Here is a 22213-nt window from a genome sequence, read left to right as displayed (position 1 = left end):
GTAAAAAATACACTAATGTCACTTTCAACATGCATTCACTATAAAATTAGAGGTGTATCAAAAATATGACTATTTAAAATCCTAAATAATATGTGTTTTGATAATACATATTATTCCCTGACGCTCACAAATACTCATTCAAGGCCAATGAGTTATCTAATCTCATGCTTTTTACCACCGTTAATTAATAGATTAAATATAAGCTATCTTATTTAAAATTCACCAACATCAAAATTAAACCTTTATCACACAAATAAATACCCAAAAGGTATTTATTTATAAAATGGTGATTTTAATCACAAAACGTATTCCTTATAAACCTTATTGTAATCGCAAATGAGAGCGCTCTCATAACCAATCAAATCACAAAAGGCATTGAAATGAAAAAGATTTTACTTTGTTGTGCAGCAGGTATGTCAACCAGCATGTTAGTTAAGAAAATGCAACAAGCTGCAGAAGAACGTTCATTAGCAACGATGATTAATGCTATTTCGATTGCTGATATTGAAGATCATTTACCACAATATGATGTGGTATTACTTGGCCCTCAAGTTAAATATGAACTGGCTCGAATTACAGAACTTGCAACACCATTAAATACACCCGTTGCTGTTATTAATATGATGGATTACGGCACCATGCGGGGCGATAAAGTATTAGATACAGCCTTAGCTTTAATTGGTTAATTTATACCTCTTCTTTATTTTTATTATTTTAGTATCAATACAGCACGGCTTATACCGTGCTTGTAGGATTTATTATTGAAAGGAGTTCACTATGGGCCTTTATGTTTCGATGATGAACATCGTTGAAAATAAAATAGCACCCATTGCAGCTAAAATTGGCGGTCAACGTCATATTATAGCCATTCGTGATGGTTTTATTTCAGCCATGCCTTTTTTAATTATTGGCAGCATTATGTTAATTGTTGCTAACCCACCTTTTGATGCTGATACTCAATCATCTTTTGGTCAATGGTGGCTCCATTTCGCAAAAAGTAATTGGGACATAATTACTATGCCCTATTTTATGACAATGGGGCTCATGGGCATTTTTGTCAGTTTAGGGACCGCATATAGTTTAGCTAAATCATATAAATTAGATGGCCTAACCGCAGCGATGTTATCATTAACCGCTTTCTTATTGGCTGCCGCACCACAAATTCAAAATAAAATGTCGATGGACTTTCTTGGTGGTGAAGGGGTATTTACCGCAATAATTTGTGCATTATGGTCTGTTGAGTTAATTCATTTATTAAAAAAATACAACATCACTATCAAAATGCCAGAGCAAGTACCACCAGCGATTGCACGTTCATTTGAATTATTGTATCCCGTTATTGGTATTATGATCACGGTGTACCCTATTAGCTTATTCTTACAAAGCCAATATGGGTTATTACTTCCAGCGGCAATCATGCAACTGTTCCAACCGTTAGTCGCCCTCGGTGACACCCTACCCGCAATCTTAATCGCTTTATTAATTGCTAACTTATTATGGTTTGCAGGGATTCACGGTGACAATATTGTAACCGGCCTTCTTAACCCTATTTTTATGGCAAACCTTGCCACTAATGCTGCTTTAATGTCAAAAGGCATGGATACCACGCAAATACTAACCGCCCCTTATTGGTCATTTTATATTTGTGTTGGCGGGTCTGGTTCAACATTAGTCTTAGCATTCCTTTATCTTCGTAGCCGCTCCATTCATTTACGTACCATTGGTAAACTTAGTGTTATCCCTGCCATCTTTAATATCAATGAACCGCTAATTTTTGGTTCCCCAGTAGTAATGAACCCATTACTTTTCTTCCCATTAATTATTGTTCCGATGATCAATGCAACTTTGGCTTATTTTGCTCTGCATTTAAATCTCGTTCAAAAAATGATTGCAATGGCACCATGGACAACGCCTGCTCCTATTGGCGCAATGATTTCAGCTGCTTGGGATTACCGCGCATTTATCTTAGTTATTGTACTGATGGTGATTGATACCGTTATTTGGTATCCATTCTTCAAAGCATATGAAAAACAATTAGTTGAACAAGAAATCGACACGACGCCTGCTATGGCTAATGCCTAAGTATTACATTGTTATTAAAGGAAATATCATGGATATCGAACAAACTATTATGGAATTATTGGTCACAGCAGGCAGTGCTCGAAGTGCATCATTAATGGCCATTCAAGCCGCAAGAAAAAATGATTTTGAACAAGCACAACATTTCATCGATGAAGCCAAAGCAGCCATTAATCAAGCCCATAAAATTCAAACAAATTTAATTGGTCTTGATGAAGGCGAAGGCAAATTAAAAGTGACCTTAATCGTCGTCCATGCTCAGGATCATTTAATGAATGCCATGGTGATTCAAGATTTAGCACAAGATTTTATTGAATTGTACCGTCGTACTTCTGCTTTATAAGATAAGGAATAACAACATGAACACAGCAAAAATTGCCATTATTGGTGGCGGCAGCAGTTATTCACCTGAACTTATTGAAGGTATTATTCAACGTTGGCAACAAATCCCATTGCATGAGATCGCATTAGTTGATGTTGAAAAAGGCCACAATAAAGTAGAGATCATTGCCGCATTAACACGTCGAATGTTAGATCATAATGGGCTCTCAGATGTTACCGTCAGCGTGCATTTTTCCCCAGATGAAGCCATCAAAGGTGCTGATTATGTTCTAACCCAATTTAGAGTCGGTCAACTACCTGCACGTGCCGCTGACGAACGGTTAGGGCTGAAATATGGATTACTAGGACAAGAGACTACAGGCGTCGGCGGCTTTGCTAAAGCCTTACGTACTATTCCGGTTATGCTTGATATTGCGAAAAAAGTGGAACTACTCGCGCCAAATGCATGGATCATTAATTTTACTAATCCAGCAGGTATTGTTACCGAAGCAGTCTCACGTTATAGCAATGCAAAAATTATTGGATTGTGTAATGTTCCCGTCACTATGCACCATATGATTGCGACCATGCTGAACGCTGATTATAACGATGTACAGCTGCGTTTTGCAGGTCTTAACCATATGGTCTGGGCACACGAAGTGATGTTAAATGGCGAAAATGTAACGAGTAAAGTAATTGAGATGCTTTGTGATGGTGCAGCTCTAACAATGAATAATATTAAAGAAGAACCTTGGTCGCCTGAGTTTTTACGCGCATTAGGAGCAATTCCATGCCCTTACCATCGTTATTTTTATCAAACACAAACTATGTTACAAGATGAAATAAAACAAGCAGCTAATGAAGGTACTCGAGCAGAGCAAGTCATGAAAGTGGAACAAGAGCTATTTGAGTTATATCAAGATCCTAATCTTGATCATAAACCAGAGCAACTAAGCTTCCGTGGTGGTTCATTTTATTCAGAAGTTGCGATTGAACTTGTTTGTGCTATCCACAATAACTTAGGCACACGATTAGTGGTAAATACCACCAATAATGGTGCAATTATCGGCTTACCTGATGACGCCGCCATCGAAACAGATTGTATTATCGATAGCCAAGGCGCTCATCCCTTAGCCTTTGGACATTTACCTGATTCAATGCATGGATTAACCCAACAAATAAAAGCGTTTGAACGGTTAACTATTGAAGCCGCCGTTCATGGCAATAAAGAAGCGGCATTATTAGCATTAGTCACCAACCCTTTGATTGGCGATGCGCAATTAGCACAACCTATCTTAGACGACATACTTCGCATTAATGCTCAATACCTACCTCAATTTTCTCACTAACGATATGTATAGGAATGGCTTATTATGAGTCATTCCTATTTAAAAAAGATAATTTATGGTTACATTAGAAAATGTTGCAGCCCATGCAGGCGTTTCTCGCGCAACAGTATCGCGAGTAGTAAATGGTGACAGTAACGTTAAACTTGCTACTCGCCAACGAATAGAACAAGCAATTAGCGATCTTGGCTACAGCCCTAACCCTGCCGCTCGTGCGTTAGCATCCAGTCAAAGCCAAACCTTAGGCTTAGTCACTACCTCCTATCTTGGTGGTTTCTTTGGCATGTTAATGAATAATGTCCAAACAGAAGCCGATAAAAGCCATAAACAATTACTTGTCACACAAGGGGGAGGAACCGCAGCCAATGAGCTCAAAGCGATCACTAAATTATATAACATGCGCTGTGATGGTTTAATATTACATGTGCGCTGTATGACTGATCAGCAACTTATCGATTTATCGCAAACACATGCTTTTATTTTATTAGATCGACTCGTAATGGGCCTAGAAGCTCGCTGTATTAGCTTTGATCATCACTTAGCTAGCACACTCGCTACCCAATTTCTTATCCAACATGGCCATCGTCATATTGCTTGCATTAGTGGATCACAAACTCGCACCTCCAGTCGATTACGCTATCAAGGATTTATCGATACTATGGCGGCTGCAAAACTAACACCTATCGCCTGTATTTCCGGTCAATATGATTTACCTAGTGGCTATGATGCGTGCAATCAATTGCTTCAACAGCCTCAGCGGCCAAGTGCGATTTATTGTTGTAACGAAGAAATGGCGTTGGGGGCATTATTGGCGATATCTGAATATGGGTTACGCATTCCTGATGATATTTCATTAATTTGCTATGACAGTGGCGAACGAGCAGCATTTGTTTCACCCAAATTAACCAGCCTTCATTTTCCTATTGCAGAAATGGCAACCATGGCAACAAAATTATTAATTAATCCAACCCGCATATGTGCTGCTTTTGAGCCTACTATTATTGATCGGGACTCAGTGAAATGTCTTCCGCTATCAACGAATTAATCAGACAACCTCTTAAATAAAAAGCAGTAATAATAAACTATTACTGCTTTTTTATTTAATCCATCAATGGCTTATTTATCAATAGTAAAAGTAAAGAATTGACTGGTGCCATTATCATTGTCACTCACGATGTAACCACTCGCTTTTTTATTTGTTTGGGTTTCAATCGCAATAGATTCCGCTTTTGTAATAATCGCTTTACCGTTATTTTTTAGCTCTTTAGTATAGCCAGTTAAATCAATTGATGATTTATTTGCTAAGGCTTTCAATGGTAATACACCAACAAAACTCCCCTGAATCGCGCCATCGCTGATGCTGCTATTATTATTACCTTCAACGGATGCAGTAAACAGCATGCTATCAGCATCTTTCCAATAATCGGCACCAGAGAAGCAAGCCTGTACACCATTAATTTTAGGCAATTGAACTTGATATACTTTTAAAGAAGGCAATGCTTGAGTTTTACCTTCTAAATAAGACATTAATTCATTTTTATCCATTGTGAAAATGGCATTTTTACCCTCATTACCTCTATTAAAGATAAAGATTTCATTACCAGTGCTCGCAATACCTTCAATATTGATTTTTTCTTGTTGAGTAAAGTTTGCTGCTTTATGCAGTTGAGCATATAAGTTAGACAGTGACAGTTTTTGATTTTCACCGCCATTGACAGGCATCAAATAAGCTTGCTCACGTAATACGGCTTTACTACCAGAACCCATCACTAAGTAATAAGGCTTATTAAGGTAATTAACCATTGTCATTGATTCAAAATCAGGCTTTATTTTGTAATTAATACGATTTTGTTCATTAACAGGAAAATGCTCAATCAATGTTTTGTTATTAATTTTAAAATCGTTATTAACACTAAATAGCCAAGGTGAATCATCACCTACAACCATGATTTTACCATTATTCACAACCATGCCAGAACCTGAAGAAAGATTATGATTAATGGTTGAATTCGCAATATCAAATGTAAATGAATGCGATGAATCAGCTGATGGTGAACAACCTGTAACAAGTAATGTTAGAGCGCTAAGAATACTAACTGTTGCTATTTTTTTGATATTCATTGGTATTTACACATTGAAATATTTGAGAGTAAAAAAATATTACGCTCATAATTCTAGCAAAAAAAGATATGCAAACATATATTCTATAAAACGCACTATAAAATAGCTTTAAAATTTAGTAATAAGCAAAATTTTAATACTAAAAATAATAATTGTATCTATATTATGTTTTGTTAATTAATTGAATTTTAAAAATATTATTGTTATCAATGCCAATATATTCACAAATAAACCCGATTATCAGTATAAATATTCTTTCTGGTTCTATTTTTATTCAATCTGTTTGTTTTTAACACAACTAGAGGTTTATCACCAAAAATAGATCTATATTGCGATGTTTTTTATCATTATAAAATGTATAAACGCCAACAATAAAAAGAGTAACCATAATAAATGATTACTCTTTTTTATAGGATCTTCGTATAACGGTTACCCTAAATAATTAATGACGCACCGGTTTTGCTAGCCATACTAATGGAATCAGTAATAAACATAAGATCCCTGACAACCAAAATAAATCGACCGTTGACATCATATAGGATTGCCGAGTAATGACATTATTCACCGCATCAAGGTTATTGCCCATTGAATGAATAAACTGACTGACTTGATGATTAGCAACCGTAAATCCTTCTGCAATACGTGAATGGTGAAATTCCATTCGTTGATCCCACATCGTAGTAACAATTGATGATGAAAAACTACCAAATAAAGTCCGGAAGAATGTTGATAACGCGACCGCATTAGCTATTTGATCAGGTTTAACACTATTTACAATTAAATTTTGCAGTGGCACAAAAAAAGCCAACGTTGCCGCACCCTGAATCAATTGTGGCATCATAATATAATCAAATGAAGCCGCTAAATTATAAGTACTTCGCCAAAATCCAACCACAGAAAAAATCAAAAATGCATAAGTTAAAATATAACGAATATCTATTTTTTGAACTAATTTACCAATAATAGGCGCACTCACAACCGCTAAAATACCGACGGGTGCTGTCGCATAACCTGACCATGACGCGGTATATCCCATCACCCCTTGTAACCACAGCGGTAACAATACTGTAGAGCCAAAGTAAACCATATACCCTAAGCTCATCACAATGACCGCAATCGTGAAATTTCGTTGGGTAAAGAAGCGAAAATTTACCACCGGGTTATCATGATACCATTCCCAAATGATCATACAGCCCCAAGAGAGAACAGCGACAAATGTTAATCCTAGAATTAAATTAGATTGGAACCAGTCATGATCTTTACCTAAATCAAGCATCATTTGTAGGCTACCCGCCGCCACCACTAATAGCCCAATTCCCATATAATCGACGCTTTCACGTTGGATTTTTGTTTCTTTACCTTTGAGTAGAAAAAACACTAACGCACTCGCAATAATACCGATGGGGGCATTAATGAAAAATATCCATGACCACGAGTAATTATCAGTTAGCACACCACCTAAAATTGGCCCCATAATAGGCGCAACAACAACCGTCATTGACCATAACGACATCGCTAAACCGTGTTTTTCTCTGGGGAAATTTCGCAATAAAATACTTTGTGATAACGGTGCTATCGACCCAGAAATAGCCCCTTGAATCACGCGGAAAAAAATCAACATTTCAATACTGCTCGACATGCCACATAGCATCGATGCAATAACAAACCCCATAGTGGCAAAGATAAATAATTTTACTTCACCAAAACGACGACTTAAAAACCCCGTCATTGGCATTGATATCGCATTTGCAGCACCAAACGCGGTGATCACCCAAATACCTTGATCGGTTGATACACCAAGATTACCCGCAATAGTTGGAATCGCGACATTGGCAATTGATGTATCTAAAATCATCATGAAAGTTGCCATTGATGTCGCTAAGGTAATCAATAGCAGTTTAACGCCTTTTAGTGGCACAGATTCATTCATTACATCACCTAAGCTTTAATAAGGCGGTTAACAAATGTCTCTACTTTGTTATCAACAACAGCCAAGCGTTCGTTCGTAGTCTTCTGTGCACTTTCATTGGCGGTAAACACAGCATAATCAAACGGTTTCGTCACTGTCGTTTTGGTGTCAACGGTCACTGTCATTGACATACCAACACGTAATGGATGTTGTTTAATTTGTTGTGAATCAATGTAGATACGGACAGGTACACGTTGAATAATTTTAATCCAGTTACCTGTCGCATTTTGAGCAGGAATCGCTGAAAATGCACTACCCGTACCAGCGCCAATACCCGCTACAACACCGCTATAGGTATATTTATCACCATAAAGATCAGACTTAATAGTAACGGGTTGTCCTTGCTGCATATTATGTAGCTGTGTTTCTTTAAAATTAGCTTCAACCCAAACATTATCTAATGGCACGATAGTCATTAGTGCTTGGCCTGCTTGAATTTGTTGACCCACTTGCACACTACGATTAACAACCATACCGCCTTTAGGCGCATAGATAGTGGCATTTTGTTGATCAAGGTAAACATGACGTAATTGCGCAATCGCCATTTGAACTTGAGGATTATCTAAAATGTTTTCTTGCGGCAATAATGTTTGTAGCGCTTGTAATTGTTTATTTAATGCAATTAAGTTTTGCTCTTTAATCATGACCGTATTTTTAGCATGCGATAACACTTCAGCTAATACTGAGCCATCTTTATCGCCCCCAATTCGACGCTTATAATCTTGCTTCGCTTGGGCTAACATAACTTTTTCTGCTGCTATTTGTGCTTTTAACTGCGCTATTTTCAAATAATTACTTTGTACATCGCGAACCGTATTTTTAAGGTTAGCTTCCGCTTGTTGTTGCTTTAATAACAATGGATTACGATTCAAGGTGACAAGCTGCGCACCTTGCTTAACTTGTTGAGTATCATCAACGTTGATGGCATTAACCGTGCCAGCCTCTTGTGCCGTGATCATTATTCGCTGGCCTGCAACATAAGCATCATCTGTACTTTGTGAGGTAGTCGGCATTAATAAATACGCAGCGCCTGCGGCTGCAATAACAATAAGCACAAAAACACTCATAATAGTATTGCGCTTTTTTTTAGAAGTAGAATTAAGCGGTTGATTTGTCATATTGAATCTCATCTTATTTATTGTGCTAGGTGACGGTAGTTTATTGTTAAGCGTGATAACCACCACCGAGGGCAACAATAAGTTGTAATTGATTTTGTAACGTGGCGTTATCAGCATTCGTGGTTTGAATAACCTGCTGATGCCATTTTATTTGTGCATTATTCATTTCTGAAAAGCTGGCTAATCCACGTTGATAGCGATGCTTAAAAATCATATAGGCTTGCTGATATTGCGTGGTTGATGCCACGGTAAGCGCTTGTTGTTGTAATGCTTCTTGTAAATTAACAATCGCATCAGAAGCTTGTTTTACAGCCGTAAGAACAGATTGGTTATAAACCGTCACTGCTTGATCATAATGAATATTTGCCGACGCATAATTAGCATCACGTACGCCACCGTCATAGAGCGGTAAGGTCGTGGCAATGGTTGCACCACTTAAAAACAGATCGGCTGGGTTCATCGAAGATAATTTTTGAAAAACGCCCATGACCATTAAATTCATATCAGGATAATAAGCTGCTTTAGCTTGTTTTATTCCTTGTTGATTCGCTTCAACCAACCATTTATTCGCAATAATATCCGCGCGACGCCCCAATAAATTCATTGGAATCGTCGTCATGGTATTCAATTGATTTATTGGGTGTGCATTTGGCGTTAATAGCGTTCCCAGTTGCTCTGGCGTTTTAGCTAAATATAACGCTAATTGGTTTTTTGCTAATTGCTGTTGAGTAACCGTCATTGAAAGCTGTGCTGATAACTTATCAAGATCGCCTTGCTGTTGAAATAATTCAGCTTTGCTTGCGAGACCACGTTTAATTTGATCGCTAATAACGGCTTTTTGCTTATTCGTTTCACGCAACAACAGCTGAAGATTTTGCTCTAAGCGATAATTATTCTGTAAAGTAAAATAACTACTGCTAATAGCCGCAGACAACAGTAACTTCGCTTGTACCGCTTGCGCTTCTAATGATAATTTTTGATTGGTTGCAGCAGCAATGATTGCCTTATTTTTACCCCAAAAATCAAATTGGTAAGAAAAAGAAGGCAGCAACATTCCTAATGCTGAATATTCTGCATTATGAGGGGATAAAGAATCTAAATTTGCCCCTATTGCCCCACCACTAATATTGAGATTTACGCTTGGTTTATCACCCGCTTGAGCTAAAGCAACCTGCTGAGTGGCTAATTCAATACGCTGTTGGGCTTGCTGTAAGGTTAAGTTATTCGTTAACCCTAATGTAATTAATTGGTTTAATTGCGGATCATTAAATTGAGTCCACCAATCCGTTTTTATGTCGCTAAGATCACGCTGATATAAATGAACTTGTTGGGCGGTTAGTAGTGAATGATGTTGTGGTTCAGAGGGTGGAATCATACTACATGCCGATAATAGCAACACCGCCGCCAAAGAAGATGCGGTGCGAGTGATATAAAATGCTTTCATTTTTCGTCCTAAATTACTTTATGGTATAAAGTATAAAGTGGAATCGATTGTTGTTATATACACTACAAAGGAAAAGACTGTTGCAGACAAAAAACAATAAAATTGGCTTTGATTTAAACACGATCGCAATATTCGCACGCGTAGTTGAACGCCAAAGTTTTACGCTAGCGGCGACTGAATTAGAATTAACAAAATCAACAGTAAGCCGAAAAATTGCAGAATTAGAACGTTATTTAGGAATTAGATTATTAACTCGCTCAACACGCCAATTAGTGTTAACAGCGGAGGGAGATACTTTTTACCGTTCTTGTTCACAGATTCTAGACGTCTTAGAACAATCTGAACTTGAAGTCACCGCGAGTCACGACCTAGTCTGCGGCACCTTAAAAATGGTCATGCCCGTAGAGGTAGGAAAAGGCTTTTTTGGCGATTGTATAAAAGCATTTATGGCTTTACATCCTAACTTAAAAATACATCTTGAATTATCAAACCGTAAAGTTGACCTTATTAAAGAAGGCTTTGACGTTATGATACAAGTTGGCGAAATTGAAGATTCATCATTGATCGTCAGAACGTTCCATCATTCAACACGAGTCTTAGTAGCAAGCCCTCAATACATAGCACAGTACGACTTACCCCAAAGCTTGGCCGATTTAAAAGCGCCTCATCAACAAATTAAAATGATCAGTAGTGTTCGTACGGGGAATAAAAATGTATTAGAAGGCCTACCTTATCGTTTTAAGGTCAATACACTAAGCGCCGCATTAGATCTCTGTTTAGATGGTTTTGGAATTACCTACATTCCAGAATTTTTGTGCCGTAATCTTATTACTGAAGGAAAATTGGTCCATATTTTACCCAGCCTTTATGCCTCACAAGTTCCTATTCCCATCAGTTTTATTTATCCAGAACGCGATTTAATGCCTCGACGGTTACGTGCATTTATTGATTTTACAATCACACGTTTCCAAGATGAAATTCAGCGACGTAATCAGGAAACAGCTAATCATTCCAAATAAAGCATGTTATTAACGGAGGGGTTATCAAAGAGTAATCTATTTATTAATATCAATGACCATAATACTATTTTAAAGGCGTCATAATGGCTCCTTTAAAATAAGTAAAATAAAAACAATCAAACTTTGCATAGATATACGTATATTGACGTCGCTTTACATCGCAATAGGTAACATAAAGCTATCGTTTATATAGGCACAAAGTCATGACAACAACTCGCAATTTTATCTGGGCAATGATTGCCACAATATCAGCCTTTTGGTTTGCGATGGAACCGCAATTATTTACTTCAACCAATCTCTTTGAATGGCGATCTTCCATTATTCAATACTCCGGCATTTTATCTTTGATATTAATGTCCATCACTATGATATTAGCCATGCGTTTATCTATGGTTGAGAACTGGCTTAATGGCATGGATAAAGCTTATCGAGTACACAAATGGTTGGGTATCAGTAGCATCGCACTCGGTATCTCACACTGGTTATGGTGCCAAGTTCCTAAATGGCTGGTAATGTCTGGCGTATTAACAAGACCGGTTCGTCAGCATAATTCAAAACCAGCGGCAACTGAGTTTAGTTGGAATGCGTGGGTCAATAATTTACATGGCTTTGCTGAAAATATTGGGGAGTGGGGATTTTATTTACTATTGGCCTTACTGATGATCTCACTATGGGCCACGGTAAAATATAAACCCTTTAAATTATCACACCGCCTAATGTCAGTTGCCTATTTACTTATCGTTGTTCACTCAGTATTACTACTCAAGCATGCTTATTGGGGAGAACCTATTTATTACCTCACATTCGGCTTTGCTTTTATTGGCTCTATTGCGGCAATATATAGTTTATTGGGTTTTGTCGGACGCAGTAACCGCCACGCTGCTGTTATTGTCTCGACGCGTTATTTTCCACAAGCTGAAACAATGGAATTAATATTAAAACCAAAGAGTGCTTGGCAAGGACATACAGCAGGACAGTTTGCATATTTACGGTTTGGTAATGAAGATCCACATCCATTTACCATTGTTTCAGGCACTACCGACCCTGAAATACGTTTTTTAATTAAAGCCTTGGGGGACTTCACTACGGGATTGTACGAACGGGTAAAAATAGGTGATGCAGTAATGGTTGAAGGTCCCTATGGCCGTGTTAATTTCGACCTTAGCAAGCCACAAATATGGATTGCTGGTGGTGTTGGTATCGCTGCTTTTTTCGCTACCTTAGAAACACTTAAAGGAAAAACGAACAATCCTCAAATAGATTTATTTTATTGTTGTCGAGGTGTTGATAATAACTTAGCTAATGAGTTGTACTCTCTGACACAGCAAGCTGGCGTAAGGTTAAACGTAATAGATACCCTCCATTCACCACGATTAAATATCGACGACATCGCAACTCAATGCGATAACGTAAATGATTATGATTTTTACTTTTGCGGGCCAGAAATCTTTTCAAAAACATTAAAAAAAGAGCTCGGTGCACGCTCCTTTGATATTGAGAAAAATTACCACGAAGAATTATTTGTGATGCGCTAAAAAACACATAAAAGAGATGACATATTCCTGCTATATATATCAATAATATGGCGGCAAAGGTAACGCGTCTCTTTTATTTACATCGTGTAATCACATATTCTATAAATAATGAAGCTATGTTTTTAATTATCTCGATTTCATCATCATCAATATAAGTCTCAAAATAGATATAACATAATAAATTGATATTCACGGCATCTTTTTATTTCAAACAGTTAACATAATAACAACTATTAATGGTTACTGATAAACAATCAAATAACATTTAAAATACAACAATGCGATTAAGATCTAACTTATTATTAAAGTAATTTTTGTTAGTTATTTATAAGATAATCATCAGCGTTTTTTTACTTCAATTAATAAATAATTATTCCATCTGTCTTTATCAATGAGAACAATATGGAATATATTTTTACACTATGTATAGTTGGGCTTGTCGCCTACTCAATGTTAAAAAAATTCAATCCCCAAGCAACATTAATTACCGCAGGCTTATTGTTGCTGGCTTACGCATCCATATCAGGAATTGCACCTGTACTTGCCGATGGGAAGACGCAAGGCGCACTATTTTTTGACCTCTGGCAACGTTTTACAGAAATCACCAATACCCGTTTAGGCAGTGTCGGTCTAACACTTGTCTCTATTGCTGGTGTTTCAACCTATCTAAACCACATTGGCGCATCTCAGGCATTGGTGAAAGCCACATCTCGCCCAGTTATGGCGGTAAAAAATCCTTATATCCTGTTGATACTCGTTTTAATATTTGTATCTCTAATGTACGTATTTATTACTGGTGCAACATCGTTATCATTACTCTTAATGGGCACACTTTACCCAGTATTACGTAATGCGGGTATTAGTGCGAAAACAGCCGTTGCTACTATCGTTATTCCAACAGCATGGGAATATGGCCCAGGGCAAATTAATGCGGTTATTGGTGCCAATACAATCAATGTTGAAATCATGGATTTTGTGGTAAACCATCAAACCATATTTCAAGCAATGCTACTTATTTTAATTCCTTTGGTTAACATTGTATGGCAACGTCATTGTGATCGTATTGACGGTTATAACCCATCAGAAGATAGAGGTAAATATTTAGAAACGCTAGAAAAACAACATGATGACAATGATATAGTACCTAAATTTTACGCATTGCTTCCCGTCTTGCCTTTTATCTTTTTATTTGGATTCTCAAGTATGGTAATGCAATCTATTACCATGACAATTCCAATTGCGATGATGTCAACAATCAGTATTTGTATCGTAATAGAAGCAATAAGATTTCGTTCAATTCAACGTGCCTTTGATAATTTTGAAGCGTGGCTAAAAGGCACCGGAATGATATTTGCGAGCGTATTAACGTTAATGATTGCGGCTGAATATTTCTCTGCGGGTTTAACTAATATTGGCGCTATCAACACACTCATTGATACCGCAAAATCATTTGATCTTGGTCCAAGCGGTATTGTTATTGTCTTTTCTGGCTTTATTTTATTAACCGCATTTATTACCGGTTCAGGCAATGCCCCTGTAATGGCTTTTATTCCTATCGTACCTCAAATTGCAACTAACTTTGGTGTTAATCCCCTACTTCCATTACTGCCTATTTTATTTGCAGCGGGCATTGGCAGAACAATGTCACCAGTTGCTGGGGTCATTATTACCGTTTCAGGCATGGCTGGCCTAACACCGATTGATGTTATTAAGCGTACCAGTGTTCCGATGTTAAGCAGTATGGTGGTTGTGTTAATCATGGCGGTTATTCAATACTCTTAATCGCCTATTAGCCCCATAATAAAAAATGATTCCCATCACATATGGGAATCATTTCTTCATTTAAATTCACCAAGAAATAATGCAAGCTCCACACTCTATAATCACAATATTACAGTCAGCAAAAATAGTTAAAATAAGGCTGCGCTGACAATCGTTTTTAAATCAAAAAGTCATCTTTCCTATTCTAAATTTCTTTATAATATTTAGCTGCTTTATCAAGCACATCTAATGCCTGTTGCTTAGATAGTACACCTTGAATATCAACCTTTGCACCAGCACCTTTATAATTAGAGAACCATGTATCAATGATTGTTAATACGCCAGGATATTGCTGCTGTAATTGCTTTATAGAATGAACATTCTTAAATGGTGATTGCTCAGTTACAGGAACCGCAATTAATTTATCATCTTGTTCACCGCCATCTAGCATTTTAAGACCACCAATTAAGCGAACTTGTGCGACACTTCCTTGCACCATTGCCGAGCCAAGCACTAACACATCTAAAGGATCACCATCGCCACCTAAAGATTTAGGTAATGCTGTATTAGGAATCGTGCCATAGTTACTTGGGTAACCAAGATAATGCACAATCCGTGGTTGGCCATTTTTAAACTCCCAATTAATCACTGACAACTTTACTCACTTCCCATTTTTCATTGCTTCCAGTAGGAATTTCAATGATGGCATTAATTGTTCCATTGTTATTTTTCGCGGGCGTTGCTGACAAATAATCTTGATCGGCTTTAATTGTATAAGTATCAACTTTTGAAAAGTTTGAGTCAGCAAACGCTGATGAACAACTAAGTAGCAGACTAATAAACGCAATGTGATTTTTCATGAGTAATTACATATCCATTAAATAAGTTAACTTATCTTCTTGTAATTAAATGAAAATAAAATGACATAATTATGACGTTTTAAAGTACTTTTGTTAGACATAGCTTCGTGTAAGTGATGGGGATAGAGAATGCATTGTTATCACCTCTTGGTTCAATTTAAGTTGGTTACGTTGATTGGTTTGTTATAGATGGTTTCTTAAATACTACAACGCGAGTTGAGGGGTAATGTAGACTGGTTTCGCTGGGGTATACCTAAAATGACAGCTAGCATCCATCATCATTTATATTATTTAGTGTTCAATGAATATATGCATGGGCAAGATCTTGCTCGGCGGGCAATAACTTGCTTGATTTAGGCAATAACTTGCTTGATTCTGATGCTGTTTTTTTAAATGCATTAATATCAGTAACTTAAGTTTTGGCATGATATGTGCTTAATTAGTGTGTTTTCGTAGTTATCTCTACGTTTTTCTAATTAAACTAGGACATTACAATGCCAACTCCATGTTATATCTCTATCCAAGGTCAAACTCAGGGCAACATCACTGCGGGTGCATTTACTGCTGATTCTGTGGGCAATATTTACGTTGAAGGCCACGAAGACCAAATGCTGGTACAAGAATTTAAGCATACTGTAACCGTGCCAACTGACCCACAGTCAGGTCAACCTGCTGGTCAACGTGTTCATAAGCCTTTCAAATTCACCGTGGCATTGAACAAAGCCGTACCGCTAATGTATAACTCATTGGCTTCTGGTGAAATGCTGCCAACGGTTGAGCTTAAGTGGTACCGCACTTCTGTTGAAGGTAAGCAAGAGCATTACTTCACAACCACATTAACTGATGCAACGATTGTGAATATCGACAATCAAATGCCACATTGCCAAGACTCAACCAAAGCTGATTTTACTCAGCTGATTGAAATCTCAATGGCTTACCGCAAAATTAATTGGGATCACACAGTTTCTGGCACATCAGGTGCTGATGACTGGCGTGCACCGTTAGAAGCGTAAGTATCAAATAATTATTGCCCGCACTGCCATCCAGTGCGGGCTTTTGTCGTTTATGCCTGTGCTAAGGCATTCATTCATCGCTTTAGCATAGGTTTAATAGAGGTAACATCATGGCACAACAAACAGGATTACAATTTACCTTTACCGTTGAAGGACTTGATGCGTCAACATTTGCTGTGACTAAATTTGAAGGCAACGATACCTTGTCTTTGCCTTTTTCTTTTACAATCGATTTAGCCAGCCGTAACTCAGGTTTAACGCCGCTTGAAACCATTGATCACAATGCCGCTCTGACGGTTTGGCAGCACGGTGAATTACAACAGCAATGGCATGGTATTGTGCGCCAATTTTCTCAAGGCGATACCGGCCACAGCCATACAATCTATCAAGTTGAATTTGTGCCCCCTTTGGCTCGGTTAGCGCTGCGTCAAAATAGCCGTATTTTTCAAACGCAAACGGTGCCTGAAATTATCTCTATCTTGCTGCAAGAAATGGGGATTAATGATTATAGTTTTGCGATCAGTCGCCAATTAGTACAACGTGAATATTGCGTGCAATACCGTGAAAGTGATTTAGCCTTTATCGATAGAATTGCCGCAGAAGAAGGGATTTTTTATTACTTCAATCACGACAATAAGAAAAACACCCTTATTTTTAGTGATGATACTCAACATGCTGTCAGCCTCGCTGAGCCTCTGGTGTACAACAGCCGCAATGGTGGTAGCAGTAACATACCGTTTATTCGAACCTTTGCGCGTAATACTCAAATTCGTTCATCATCAGCCCAGCTAAAAGATTACAGCTTTAAAAAACCGGCTTATAGTTTCTTGCAAACATCAGCAGCTAAAGAAGCGGCTTATCAACAAACCACGTATGAGCACTATGATTACCCAGGTCGCTATAAAGACGATGCAAGTGGTAAACCTTTTGTGCAGTTTCGAATTGAATCACTTCGACGCGATGCCCAAACCGCGAATGCCAAAAGTAATGTGCCCACTATTCTTCCCAGCGTAAAATTTACGCTGCAAGAGCATGATGATGACAGTTGTAACCGTGACTGGTTGATCATTGCCGTCACCCATGTTGGTACTCAACCCCAAGCATTAGAAGAAGCCGGTGGCGAAGGCGCAACAACCTATAATAATGAGTTTGTTGTCATTCCCGCTCATCGTCCTTGGCGCCCGCCGTTTAATGCCAAACCCACCGTTGATGGCCCACAGATCGCGATGGTTGTTGGGCCTGAAGGTGAAGAAATTTATTGTGATGAATTTGGACGAGTCAAACTTCAATTTCCTTGGGATCGTTACAGTAACAGTGATGATAACGCCAGTTGTTGGGTGCGAGTTTCACAAGGTTGGGCAGGTAGCCAATATGGTATGGTTGCCCTGCCTCGTGTAGGCCATGAAGTGATTGTCAGTTTTTTAGAAGGTGATCCTGATCAACCGATCATCACTGGCCGTACTTATCACGCCACTAATCAGCCCCCTTATGAGTTACCTGCCCATAAGACCCGCACTGTTTTACGCACTGAAACCCACCAAGGTGATGGCTATAACGAACTGCGTTTTGAAGACCAAGCAGGCAAAGAAGAAATCTACGTTCGAGCGCAAAAAGATGTCAATGTCTTAGTTGAAAATGACCGTACCGACAACATTAAACATGATTTACACCTTGATGTAGAAAATGAACGCTTTAGTCATATCAAAGTAAATGATCATTTAACGGTTGATGGTGAAAGTCGTCAGCATGTTAAAGGTGACTCTACCCTCACCGTTGATGGCAACCTACACATGAAACAAGGTAAAGCCTTGTTACTCGATGCGGGTAATGAAGTGCACTTAAAAGCAGGCAGTAAAATTGTTATTGAAGCTGGTGCGGAGTTAACCCTTAAAGCTGGCGGTAGCTTTATCAAAATTGATGCATCTGGAGTGTCAATATCAGGAGCTGCAATTAACCTCAATTCAGGTGGCAGCGCTGGAAATGGTAGCGTTGCCAGTGGCAATATGCCTATGCTTCCTAATGGTATTGAACCTGCAATACCACTAAAGCCTACGACATTACCAACCTATACAGCAATGCTTCAACAGAACTTCATGCTTAAACCATGTAAAAAGGAATAACACAATGAAGTTAATGATCTTTGACCAATGGTTGCAAGAACAAAACCAGCTTAAAAATAAGATTTATGCTATCGCTGATCCTCAATCAATCGATAAACCCCATATAGTATTTTGTCAATCTGGAGGCATAGACGGCGAGCCACTCATGAATCCAAAAGAGCTGACCAATCCAGAAGATGGCCCTTGGTTATTGCCCGTTAACGCGAAATTTTTAGATTGGTGGCAACAAAATGAACATGGAGATAGTGGTATCTTGATTTCTACTAATTCTCATCATGAAGATCTTCGAGCACACTTTGCCAGCTTATTTCAAGCAATAATGTTGGGCGAAAGTGTTTTTTTTCCTTTCTATAAACCAAGTTATATCGCAGCAATATTACCGCGCTTGGAATCAGAGGAAATAACTTTGTTTCTCAGAGATACTAATGTCTTACTTCGACAAAATGGACAATGGGAAAATTGGGAATCAGAATGTATTTTTACTCAAGCTCAACCTTTCAAACCAGAAATTAGTGAGCCTTGGTGGGTAATAAAAGAACATCATCTTGATATGACACCTAATATTCTTTTGCTAACACAGAATGTAGAAAGTTGGTTGTGGCAAAATCATCCTTCTCTCATGCAATCTAGAGTAGAGCAAGGAATGCCTCGTTTTAAAGCCGCATTTCAAACAAATTTCACCGCATTAAAACCCATTGCTTTATCTCTAGATAAAGCAATGACCATACAAGAACAAACGCTAATGGCAAGTGTGGTGACAGCCTATAACAGCAGTGAACAAATAACACCTAAAATCAAAAAAAGCATCACTGAGCTTAAAGATGATGAGCTGTTATTTGGGCTAAAAACTGTATTTAATCAATTACAAGGACTCGCATAATGGCAATTGAAATGTATAACTACTGCGTATTATGTAATCCGGAAGAAAACTGGTTAGAAGTGGAATTTCGTAGTGAAAATGACGAACCTATTAACAAGTTAAAAGTTACCATTACTAATCCTAGTACACTCCAAACACATAAAATGATAACTAATAATGGATATTGTTTGTTTGGTAATATTGCCGCTGGAGAATGGGTGATTAGTGTTGAAACCGACAATCTACTTGATATTGTCGAGCAATACTCTAGTCGTAAAGAAGAAATATCGCCAGTCAAAAAAAGAGCCGATAAAGAGCTAGGAGCCGCGCATAAGAACTCAAAAAAATATAGCGTAGTAAGTATTGGTGACTTATGGCAATCACCACCAGAAGATGAATTTTTAATCGAAAATCATGCGCCAATCATGAACAATTATGATGATAGCACCAAAGGTTTTAGGGCATATCACAACACAACATTTGTATTAGAAATTAAAGCTCTTCGCAGCTATATTCCCATGATTGTCGACACTGATGATTTTAATTTAGTGAATAGCTATACCTTCGCATTATTATCACAGCTAGCTTATGCCAGTGATAAAAAAAGTGAAGATAAACCATCAAGTACAGACGTAGCAGGATGCTTAAATATAGTAATTAAACAATTAAAACTAAGACAAAGGCCTTCGCAATCGAGCGTACAAAAAGTTGATTGGATATTACAAGAGGTCCCTTATAGCCAAGCATTAAAATATAAATATTACACCAATACCAATATTGGTGCGCAAGGGTATCTTTTATATAACGATGATATTGCTATCGTGGGAGTAAGAGGAACGGAAGCTTCTTGGGAGGCTCAGGCAGGGGGCCCCTCAGATAAAAATACGCTATCCATTAATAAAATTAAAAATGGCATTGATGCCATACTCAACTCTCCGGCTATTCAAGATGGTTTGCTTAGCGATTTAGATGCAGCACAAATTGCTCCAGCTGAGTTTGGAGGGACTTCTGTTCATCGCGGTTTCTACCAATATGCAATGGCGTTAATAAAGCCACTAAAAGATAATGAAAATCTAATAGAACACAAAAAACTGTATGTATGTGGCCATAGTTTAGGTGGGGCGGCTGCGTTACTTTTAAGTGCTCGCTTTAAAGATACGTTTATATACGAAAATTTGCGTCTGTATACCTATGGTATGCCAAGAGCAGGAACAAGAACATTCGTCGAACGGTATAAAGATATTCTGCACTATCGCCATGTAAATAATCATGACTTAGTGCCACAAGTACCGATGGTATGGGCAAATACAGATATTACAGAGGGCTTTGGAGCATCTGATATTTTTAGTAGTGGTGTCACGCTAGGCCAAAGGATGTTGAAGGATGACGATAATGACAATTACCTTCATCACGGTAAATTATCTCAATTATTTACATATGATACACCTAATCAAGTGCTGCTGACGCCAAGGCAAACCCAAATTACTATGCTCGATATGGCCAAGCTTGCAACTAATGATTCTGTTTCCTTTATTGCAGGTTTAGGAGATGCATCTATTGTAGAGCATTTTTTAGGACATTATATTCCAAACTTACACAAGCAACTAAAAGCACTTAGTCAAGAGTCACTATATGATAATTACCAAGATGCGATTAATTATTTAACAGATAAAATAAATACTCAACAACAAGCATACTTGAAAGTAGAGCATGCGTTATACAATATGAGAAACACCAATTCATTAGGCGACTACGCTCTAAAACAAGAAATAGCGTTACATAACAAGTTACTGAACAATTATCGTCGCGTAAAACAAGAATTAACCAATATTATGAATAACCCCGAACGTTTACCATTGAGTAGGTTATTACTAGCAAGCCAAGTATTACCGGACGATATCAAGGAGCAACTTCAATGAGGAATGTAAGAAAAAAAAGCATCTTAGCTATTGGTTTAGCTATTGGTTTAGTGATTGTTGGTTATTGGTATTATCAAGACTCTCAACCTCAAGTTTGGGGCGATGAGAATAATGAATCATATATCACTATAAAGGGAATAAAACCTGCCGATGCCAAAGTGGATGCTTGGGCGATTTTTGGAGCCAGTGGTAAAAATTGCAAAGCAAAAACGTGGAGTGCCGCTTCTGGTTGGTCTGATGGTGCCAATGTAAAATGGCATATCACACATAATTTCTCGACTAACCCAGAACAGTATGAGTTGCGTATTCCCTTTCAGCAATACCATGATTCTTTTGACTGTGATGTAACTTTAGGGGATATAACGGTTGAAGCAAAAAATCCACTCGATACAGATGGTTTTGCTAAGTTACGAATTTATCAAGCGGGTAATGATTATGATGATAAGCCAATCAAGCTTGATTCTAAAATTAAGGCCAAAAGATGCAATGTCGTTAGGAATAATTACAAAGATGGTACGTGGGAAGACTATATCACCTGCGTAATCTTTGCAGATAACGTTAATTTAACAAAACGAGAAAATATCGGTTATAACACTGTATTTTTTGACTTTTCAAAATTCAAAGATGATACCGCAATTCACTACGATATTTTAGCGGGTAATGATTATCGTAGTACGCCATTAGAGCCCCTGAAAAATAAATAATGACCCCTTATTTTAGCTTTGCTTA

19 protein-coding genes are annotated in these 22213 nt (G+C 37.9%); 13 read left to right on the top strand and 6 right to left on the bottom strand.

The window, feature by feature from the left end:
* Nucleotides 1-380 precede the first annotated feature (380 nt).
* The 5 genes from ACJZU6_RS16690 (at nucleotide 381) to ACJZU6_RS16670 (ending at nucleotide 4791) form a co-directional block, all read left to right on the top strand.
* Nucleotides 381-686: a PTS sugar transporter subunit IIB gene (locus ACJZU6_RS16690; RefSeq protein WP_080156435.1), complete on the top strand. Its 306-nt coding sequence runs from the start codon at nucleotides 381-383 to the stop codon at nucleotides 684-686.
* A 91-nt stretch (nucleotides 687-777) separates the two neighbouring features.
* The gene (locus tag ACJZU6_RS16685) at nucleotides 778-2082 is read left to right on the top strand and encodes a PTS sugar transporter subunit IIC (RefSeq protein WP_080156436.1); all 1305 of its coding nucleotides are present in this window, start codon (nucleotides 778-780) and stop codon (nucleotides 2080-2082) included.
* Between the two features lie 28 nt (nucleotides 2083-2110).
* Nucleotides 2111-2422 carry a PTS lactose/cellobiose transporter subunit IIA gene (locus tag ACJZU6_RS16680; RefSeq protein WP_080156437.1) on the top strand — a complete coding sequence of 104 codons (312 nt, stop codon included), beginning with the start codon at nucleotides 2111-2113 and terminating at the stop codon, nucleotides 2420-2422.
* A 16-nt stretch (nucleotides 2423-2438) separates the two neighbouring features.
* Nucleotides 2439-3749 carry a 6-phospho-beta-glucosidase gene (locus ACJZU6_RS16675; RefSeq protein WP_408901447.1) on the top strand — a complete coding sequence of 437 codons (1311 nt, stop codon included), beginning with the start codon at nucleotides 2439-2441 and terminating at the stop codon, nucleotides 3747-3749.
* A gap of 55 nt (nucleotides 3750-3804) precedes the next feature.
* Nucleotides 3805-4791 (top strand): LacI family DNA-binding transcriptional regulator, encoded by a 987-nt coding sequence (locus tag ACJZU6_RS16670; protein WP_408901446.1) that lies wholly within the window; start codon nucleotides 3805-3807, stop codon nucleotides 4789-4791.
* A 71-nt stretch (nucleotides 4792-4862) separates the two neighbouring features.
* Here the strand turns inward: ACJZU6_RS16670 and ACJZU6_RS16665 are convergent, their stop codons facing one another.
* The 4 genes from ACJZU6_RS16665 to ACJZU6_RS16650 form a co-directional block, all read right to left on the bottom strand.
* Nucleotides 4863-5867, bottom strand: coding sequence for a DUF6929 family protein (locus ACJZU6_RS16665; protein ID WP_080156440.1), 1005 nt, complete (start codon nucleotides 5865-5867; stop codon nucleotides 4863-4865).
* A gap of 442 nt (nucleotides 5868-6309) precedes the next feature.
* Nucleotides 6310-7797 (bottom strand): DHA2 family efflux MFS transporter permease subunit, encoded by a 1488-nt coding sequence (locus ACJZU6_RS16660; protein ID WP_080156441.1) that lies wholly within the window; start codon nucleotides 7795-7797, stop codon nucleotides 6310-6312.
* An 8-nt stretch (nucleotides 7798-7805) separates the two neighbouring features.
* Nucleotides 7806-8954 (bottom strand): HlyD family efflux transporter periplasmic adaptor subunit, encoded by a 1149-nt coding sequence (locus tag ACJZU6_RS16655; protein ID WP_408901445.1) that lies wholly within the window; start codon nucleotides 8952-8954, stop codon nucleotides 7806-7808.
* A 46-nt stretch (nucleotides 8955-9000) separates the two neighbouring features.
* Nucleotides 9001-10398 (bottom strand): efflux transporter outer membrane subunit, encoded by a 1398-nt coding sequence (locus tag ACJZU6_RS16650; protein ID WP_107276678.1) that lies wholly within the window; start codon nucleotides 10396-10398, stop codon nucleotides 9001-9003.
* An 80-nt stretch (nucleotides 10399-10478) separates the two neighbouring features.
* On the opposite strand from ACJZU6_RS16650, the gene ACJZU6_RS16645 reads away from it, so the two are divergent.
* From ACJZU6_RS16645 to dcuC, 3 genes are all read left to right on the top strand, one after another.
* Nucleotides 10479-11417 (top strand): LysR family transcriptional regulator, encoded by a 939-nt coding sequence (locus ACJZU6_RS16645; RefSeq protein ID WP_080156444.1) that lies wholly within the window; start codon nucleotides 10479-10481, stop codon nucleotides 11415-11417.
* A gap of 203 nt (nucleotides 11418-11620) precedes the next feature.
* Entirely contained in the window at nucleotides 11621-12952 is a 1332-nt protein-coding gene (locus tag ACJZU6_RS16640) for a ferric reductase-like transmembrane domain-containing protein (protein ID WP_408901444.1), read from the top strand.
* A 402-nt stretch (nucleotides 12953-13354) separates the two neighbouring features.
* Nucleotides 13355-14734 carry a C4-dicarboxylate transporter DcuC gene (dcuC, locus tag ACJZU6_RS16635; protein WP_080156446.1) on the top strand — a complete coding sequence of 460 codons (1380 nt, stop codon included), beginning with the start codon at nucleotides 13355-13357 and terminating at the stop codon, nucleotides 14732-14734.
* A 184-nt stretch (nucleotides 14735-14918) separates the two neighbouring features.
* On the opposite strand, the gene ACJZU6_RS16630 is transcribed toward dcuC, so the two are convergent.
* Together ACJZU6_RS16630 and ACJZU6_RS16625 are read right to left on the bottom strand one after the other, a co-directional pair.
* The gene (locus ACJZU6_RS16630; protein WP_408901443.1) at nucleotides 14919-15362 is read right to left on the bottom strand and encodes an inorganic diphosphatase; all 444 of its coding nucleotides are present in this window, start codon (nucleotides 15360-15362) and stop codon (nucleotides 14919-14921) included.
* Nucleotides 15355-15573, bottom strand: coding sequence for a hypothetical protein (locus tag ACJZU6_RS16625; RefSeq protein WP_408901442.1), 219 nt, complete (start codon nucleotides 15571-15573; stop codon nucleotides 15355-15357). Before ACJZU6_RS16625 ends, ACJZU6_RS16630 begins: the two co-directional genes overlap by 8 nt.
* 494 nt (nucleotides 15574-16067) lie before the next feature.
* Here ACJZU6_RS16625 and ACJZU6_RS16620 point away from each other — a divergent pair, with 494 nt between their 5' ends.
* The 5 genes from ACJZU6_RS16620 to ACJZU6_RS16600 all read left to right on the top strand — a co-directional run bounded on the left by ACJZU6_RS16620 (nucleotide 16068) and on the right by ACJZU6_RS16600 (nucleotide 22188).
* Complete coding sequence (locus tag ACJZU6_RS16620; RefSeq protein ID WP_408901441.1) at nucleotides 16068-16586, top strand: Hcp family type VI secretion system effector; 519 nt, start codon at nucleotides 16068-16070, stop codon at nucleotides 16584-16586.
* A gap of 110 nt (nucleotides 16587-16696) precedes the next feature.
* On the top strand, nucleotides 16697-18706 hold the full coding sequence (locus ACJZU6_RS16615; protein ID WP_408901440.1) for a type VI secretion system Vgr family protein: 2010 nt from the start codon (nucleotides 16697-16699) through the stop codon (nucleotides 18704-18706).
* A 4-nt stretch (nucleotides 18707-18710) separates the two neighbouring features.
* Entirely contained in the window at nucleotides 18711-19586 is an 876-nt protein-coding gene (locus ACJZU6_RS16610; protein ID WP_408901439.1) for a DUF4123 domain-containing protein, read from the top strand.
* Nucleotides 19587-19591: 5 nt separating this feature from the next.
* The gene (locus ACJZU6_RS16605) at nucleotides 19592-21484 is read left to right on the top strand and encodes a lipase family protein (protein ID WP_408901531.1); all 1893 of its coding nucleotides are present in this window, start codon (nucleotides 19592-19594) and stop codon (nucleotides 21482-21484) included.
* Complete coding sequence (locus ACJZU6_RS16600; protein WP_408901438.1) at nucleotides 21481-22188, top strand: hypothetical protein; 708 nt, start codon at nucleotides 21481-21483, stop codon at nucleotides 22186-22188. Before ACJZU6_RS16605 ends, ACJZU6_RS16600 begins: the two co-directional genes overlap by 4 nt.
* The last annotated feature ends 25 nt before the right edge of the window (nucleotides 22189-22213 follow it).

Origin of the sequence: Photobacterium piscicola (assembly GCF_046058925.1) — a bacterium.
GTDB classification, from domain to species: Bacteria; Pseudomonadota; Gammaproteobacteria; order Enterobacterales; family Vibrionaceae; genus Photobacterium; species Photobacterium piscicola.
Note: the sequence above shows the minus strand (reverse complement) of the source record. Positions and strands in the feature narration are given on the sequence as shown.

Coding starts and splice junctions, on each gene's coding strand:
- ACJZU6_RS16690 (WP_080156435.1), top strand. CDS start 381: ATGAAAAAGATTTTACTTTGTTGTGCAGCAGGTATGTCAACCAGCATG.
- ACJZU6_RS16685 (WP_080156436.1), top strand. CDS start 778: ATGGGCCTTTATGTTTCGATGATGAACATCGTTGAAAATAAAATAGCA.
- ACJZU6_RS16680 (WP_080156437.1), top strand. CDS start 2,111: ATGGATATCGAACAAACTATTATGGAATTATTGGTCACAGCAGGCAGT.
- ACJZU6_RS16675 (WP_408901447.1), top strand. CDS start 2,439: ATGAACACAGCAAAAATTGCCATTATTGGTGGCGGCAGCAGTTATTCA.
- ACJZU6_RS16670 (WP_408901446.1), top strand. CDS start 3,805: ATGGTTACATTAGAAAATGTTGCAGCCCATGCAGGCGTTTCTCGCGCA.
- ACJZU6_RS16665 (WP_080156440.1), bottom strand. CDS start 5,867: ATGAATATCAAAAAAATAGCAACAGTTAGTATTCTTAGCGCTCTAACA.
- ACJZU6_RS16660 (WP_080156441.1), bottom strand. CDS start 7,797: ATGAATGAATCTGTGCCACTAAAAGGCGTTAAACTGCTATTGATTACC.
- ACJZU6_RS16655 (WP_408901445.1), bottom strand. CDS start 8,954: ATGACAAATCAACCGCTTAATTCTACTTCTAAAAAAAAGCGCAATACT.
- ACJZU6_RS16650 (WP_107276678.1), bottom strand. CDS start 10,398: ATGAAAGCATTTTATATCACTCGCACCGCATCTTCTTTGGCGGCGGTG.
- ACJZU6_RS16640 (WP_408901444.1), top strand. CDS start 11,621: ATGACAACAACTCGCAATTTTATCTGGGCAATGATTGCCACAATATCA.
- dcuC (WP_080156446.1), top strand. CDS start 13,355: ATGGAATATATTTTTACACTATGTATAGTTGGGCTTGTCGCCTACTCA.
- ACJZU6_RS16625 (WP_408901442.1), bottom strand. CDS start 15,573: ATGAAAAATCACATTGCGTTTATTAGTCTGCTACTTAGTTGTTCATCA.
- ACJZU6_RS16620 (WP_408901441.1), top strand. CDS start 16,068: ATGCCAACTCCATGTTATATCTCTATCCAAGGTCAAACTCAGGGCAAC.
- ACJZU6_RS16615 (WP_408901440.1), top strand. CDS start 16,697: ATGGCACAACAAACAGGATTACAATTTACCTTTACCGTTGAAGGACTT.
- ACJZU6_RS16610 (WP_408901439.1), top strand. CDS start 18,711: ATGAAGTTAATGATCTTTGACCAATGGTTGCAAGAACAAAACCAGCTT.
- ACJZU6_RS16600 (WP_408901438.1), top strand. CDS start 21,481: ATGAGGAATGTAAGAAAAAAAAGCATCTTAGCTATTGGTTTAGCTATT.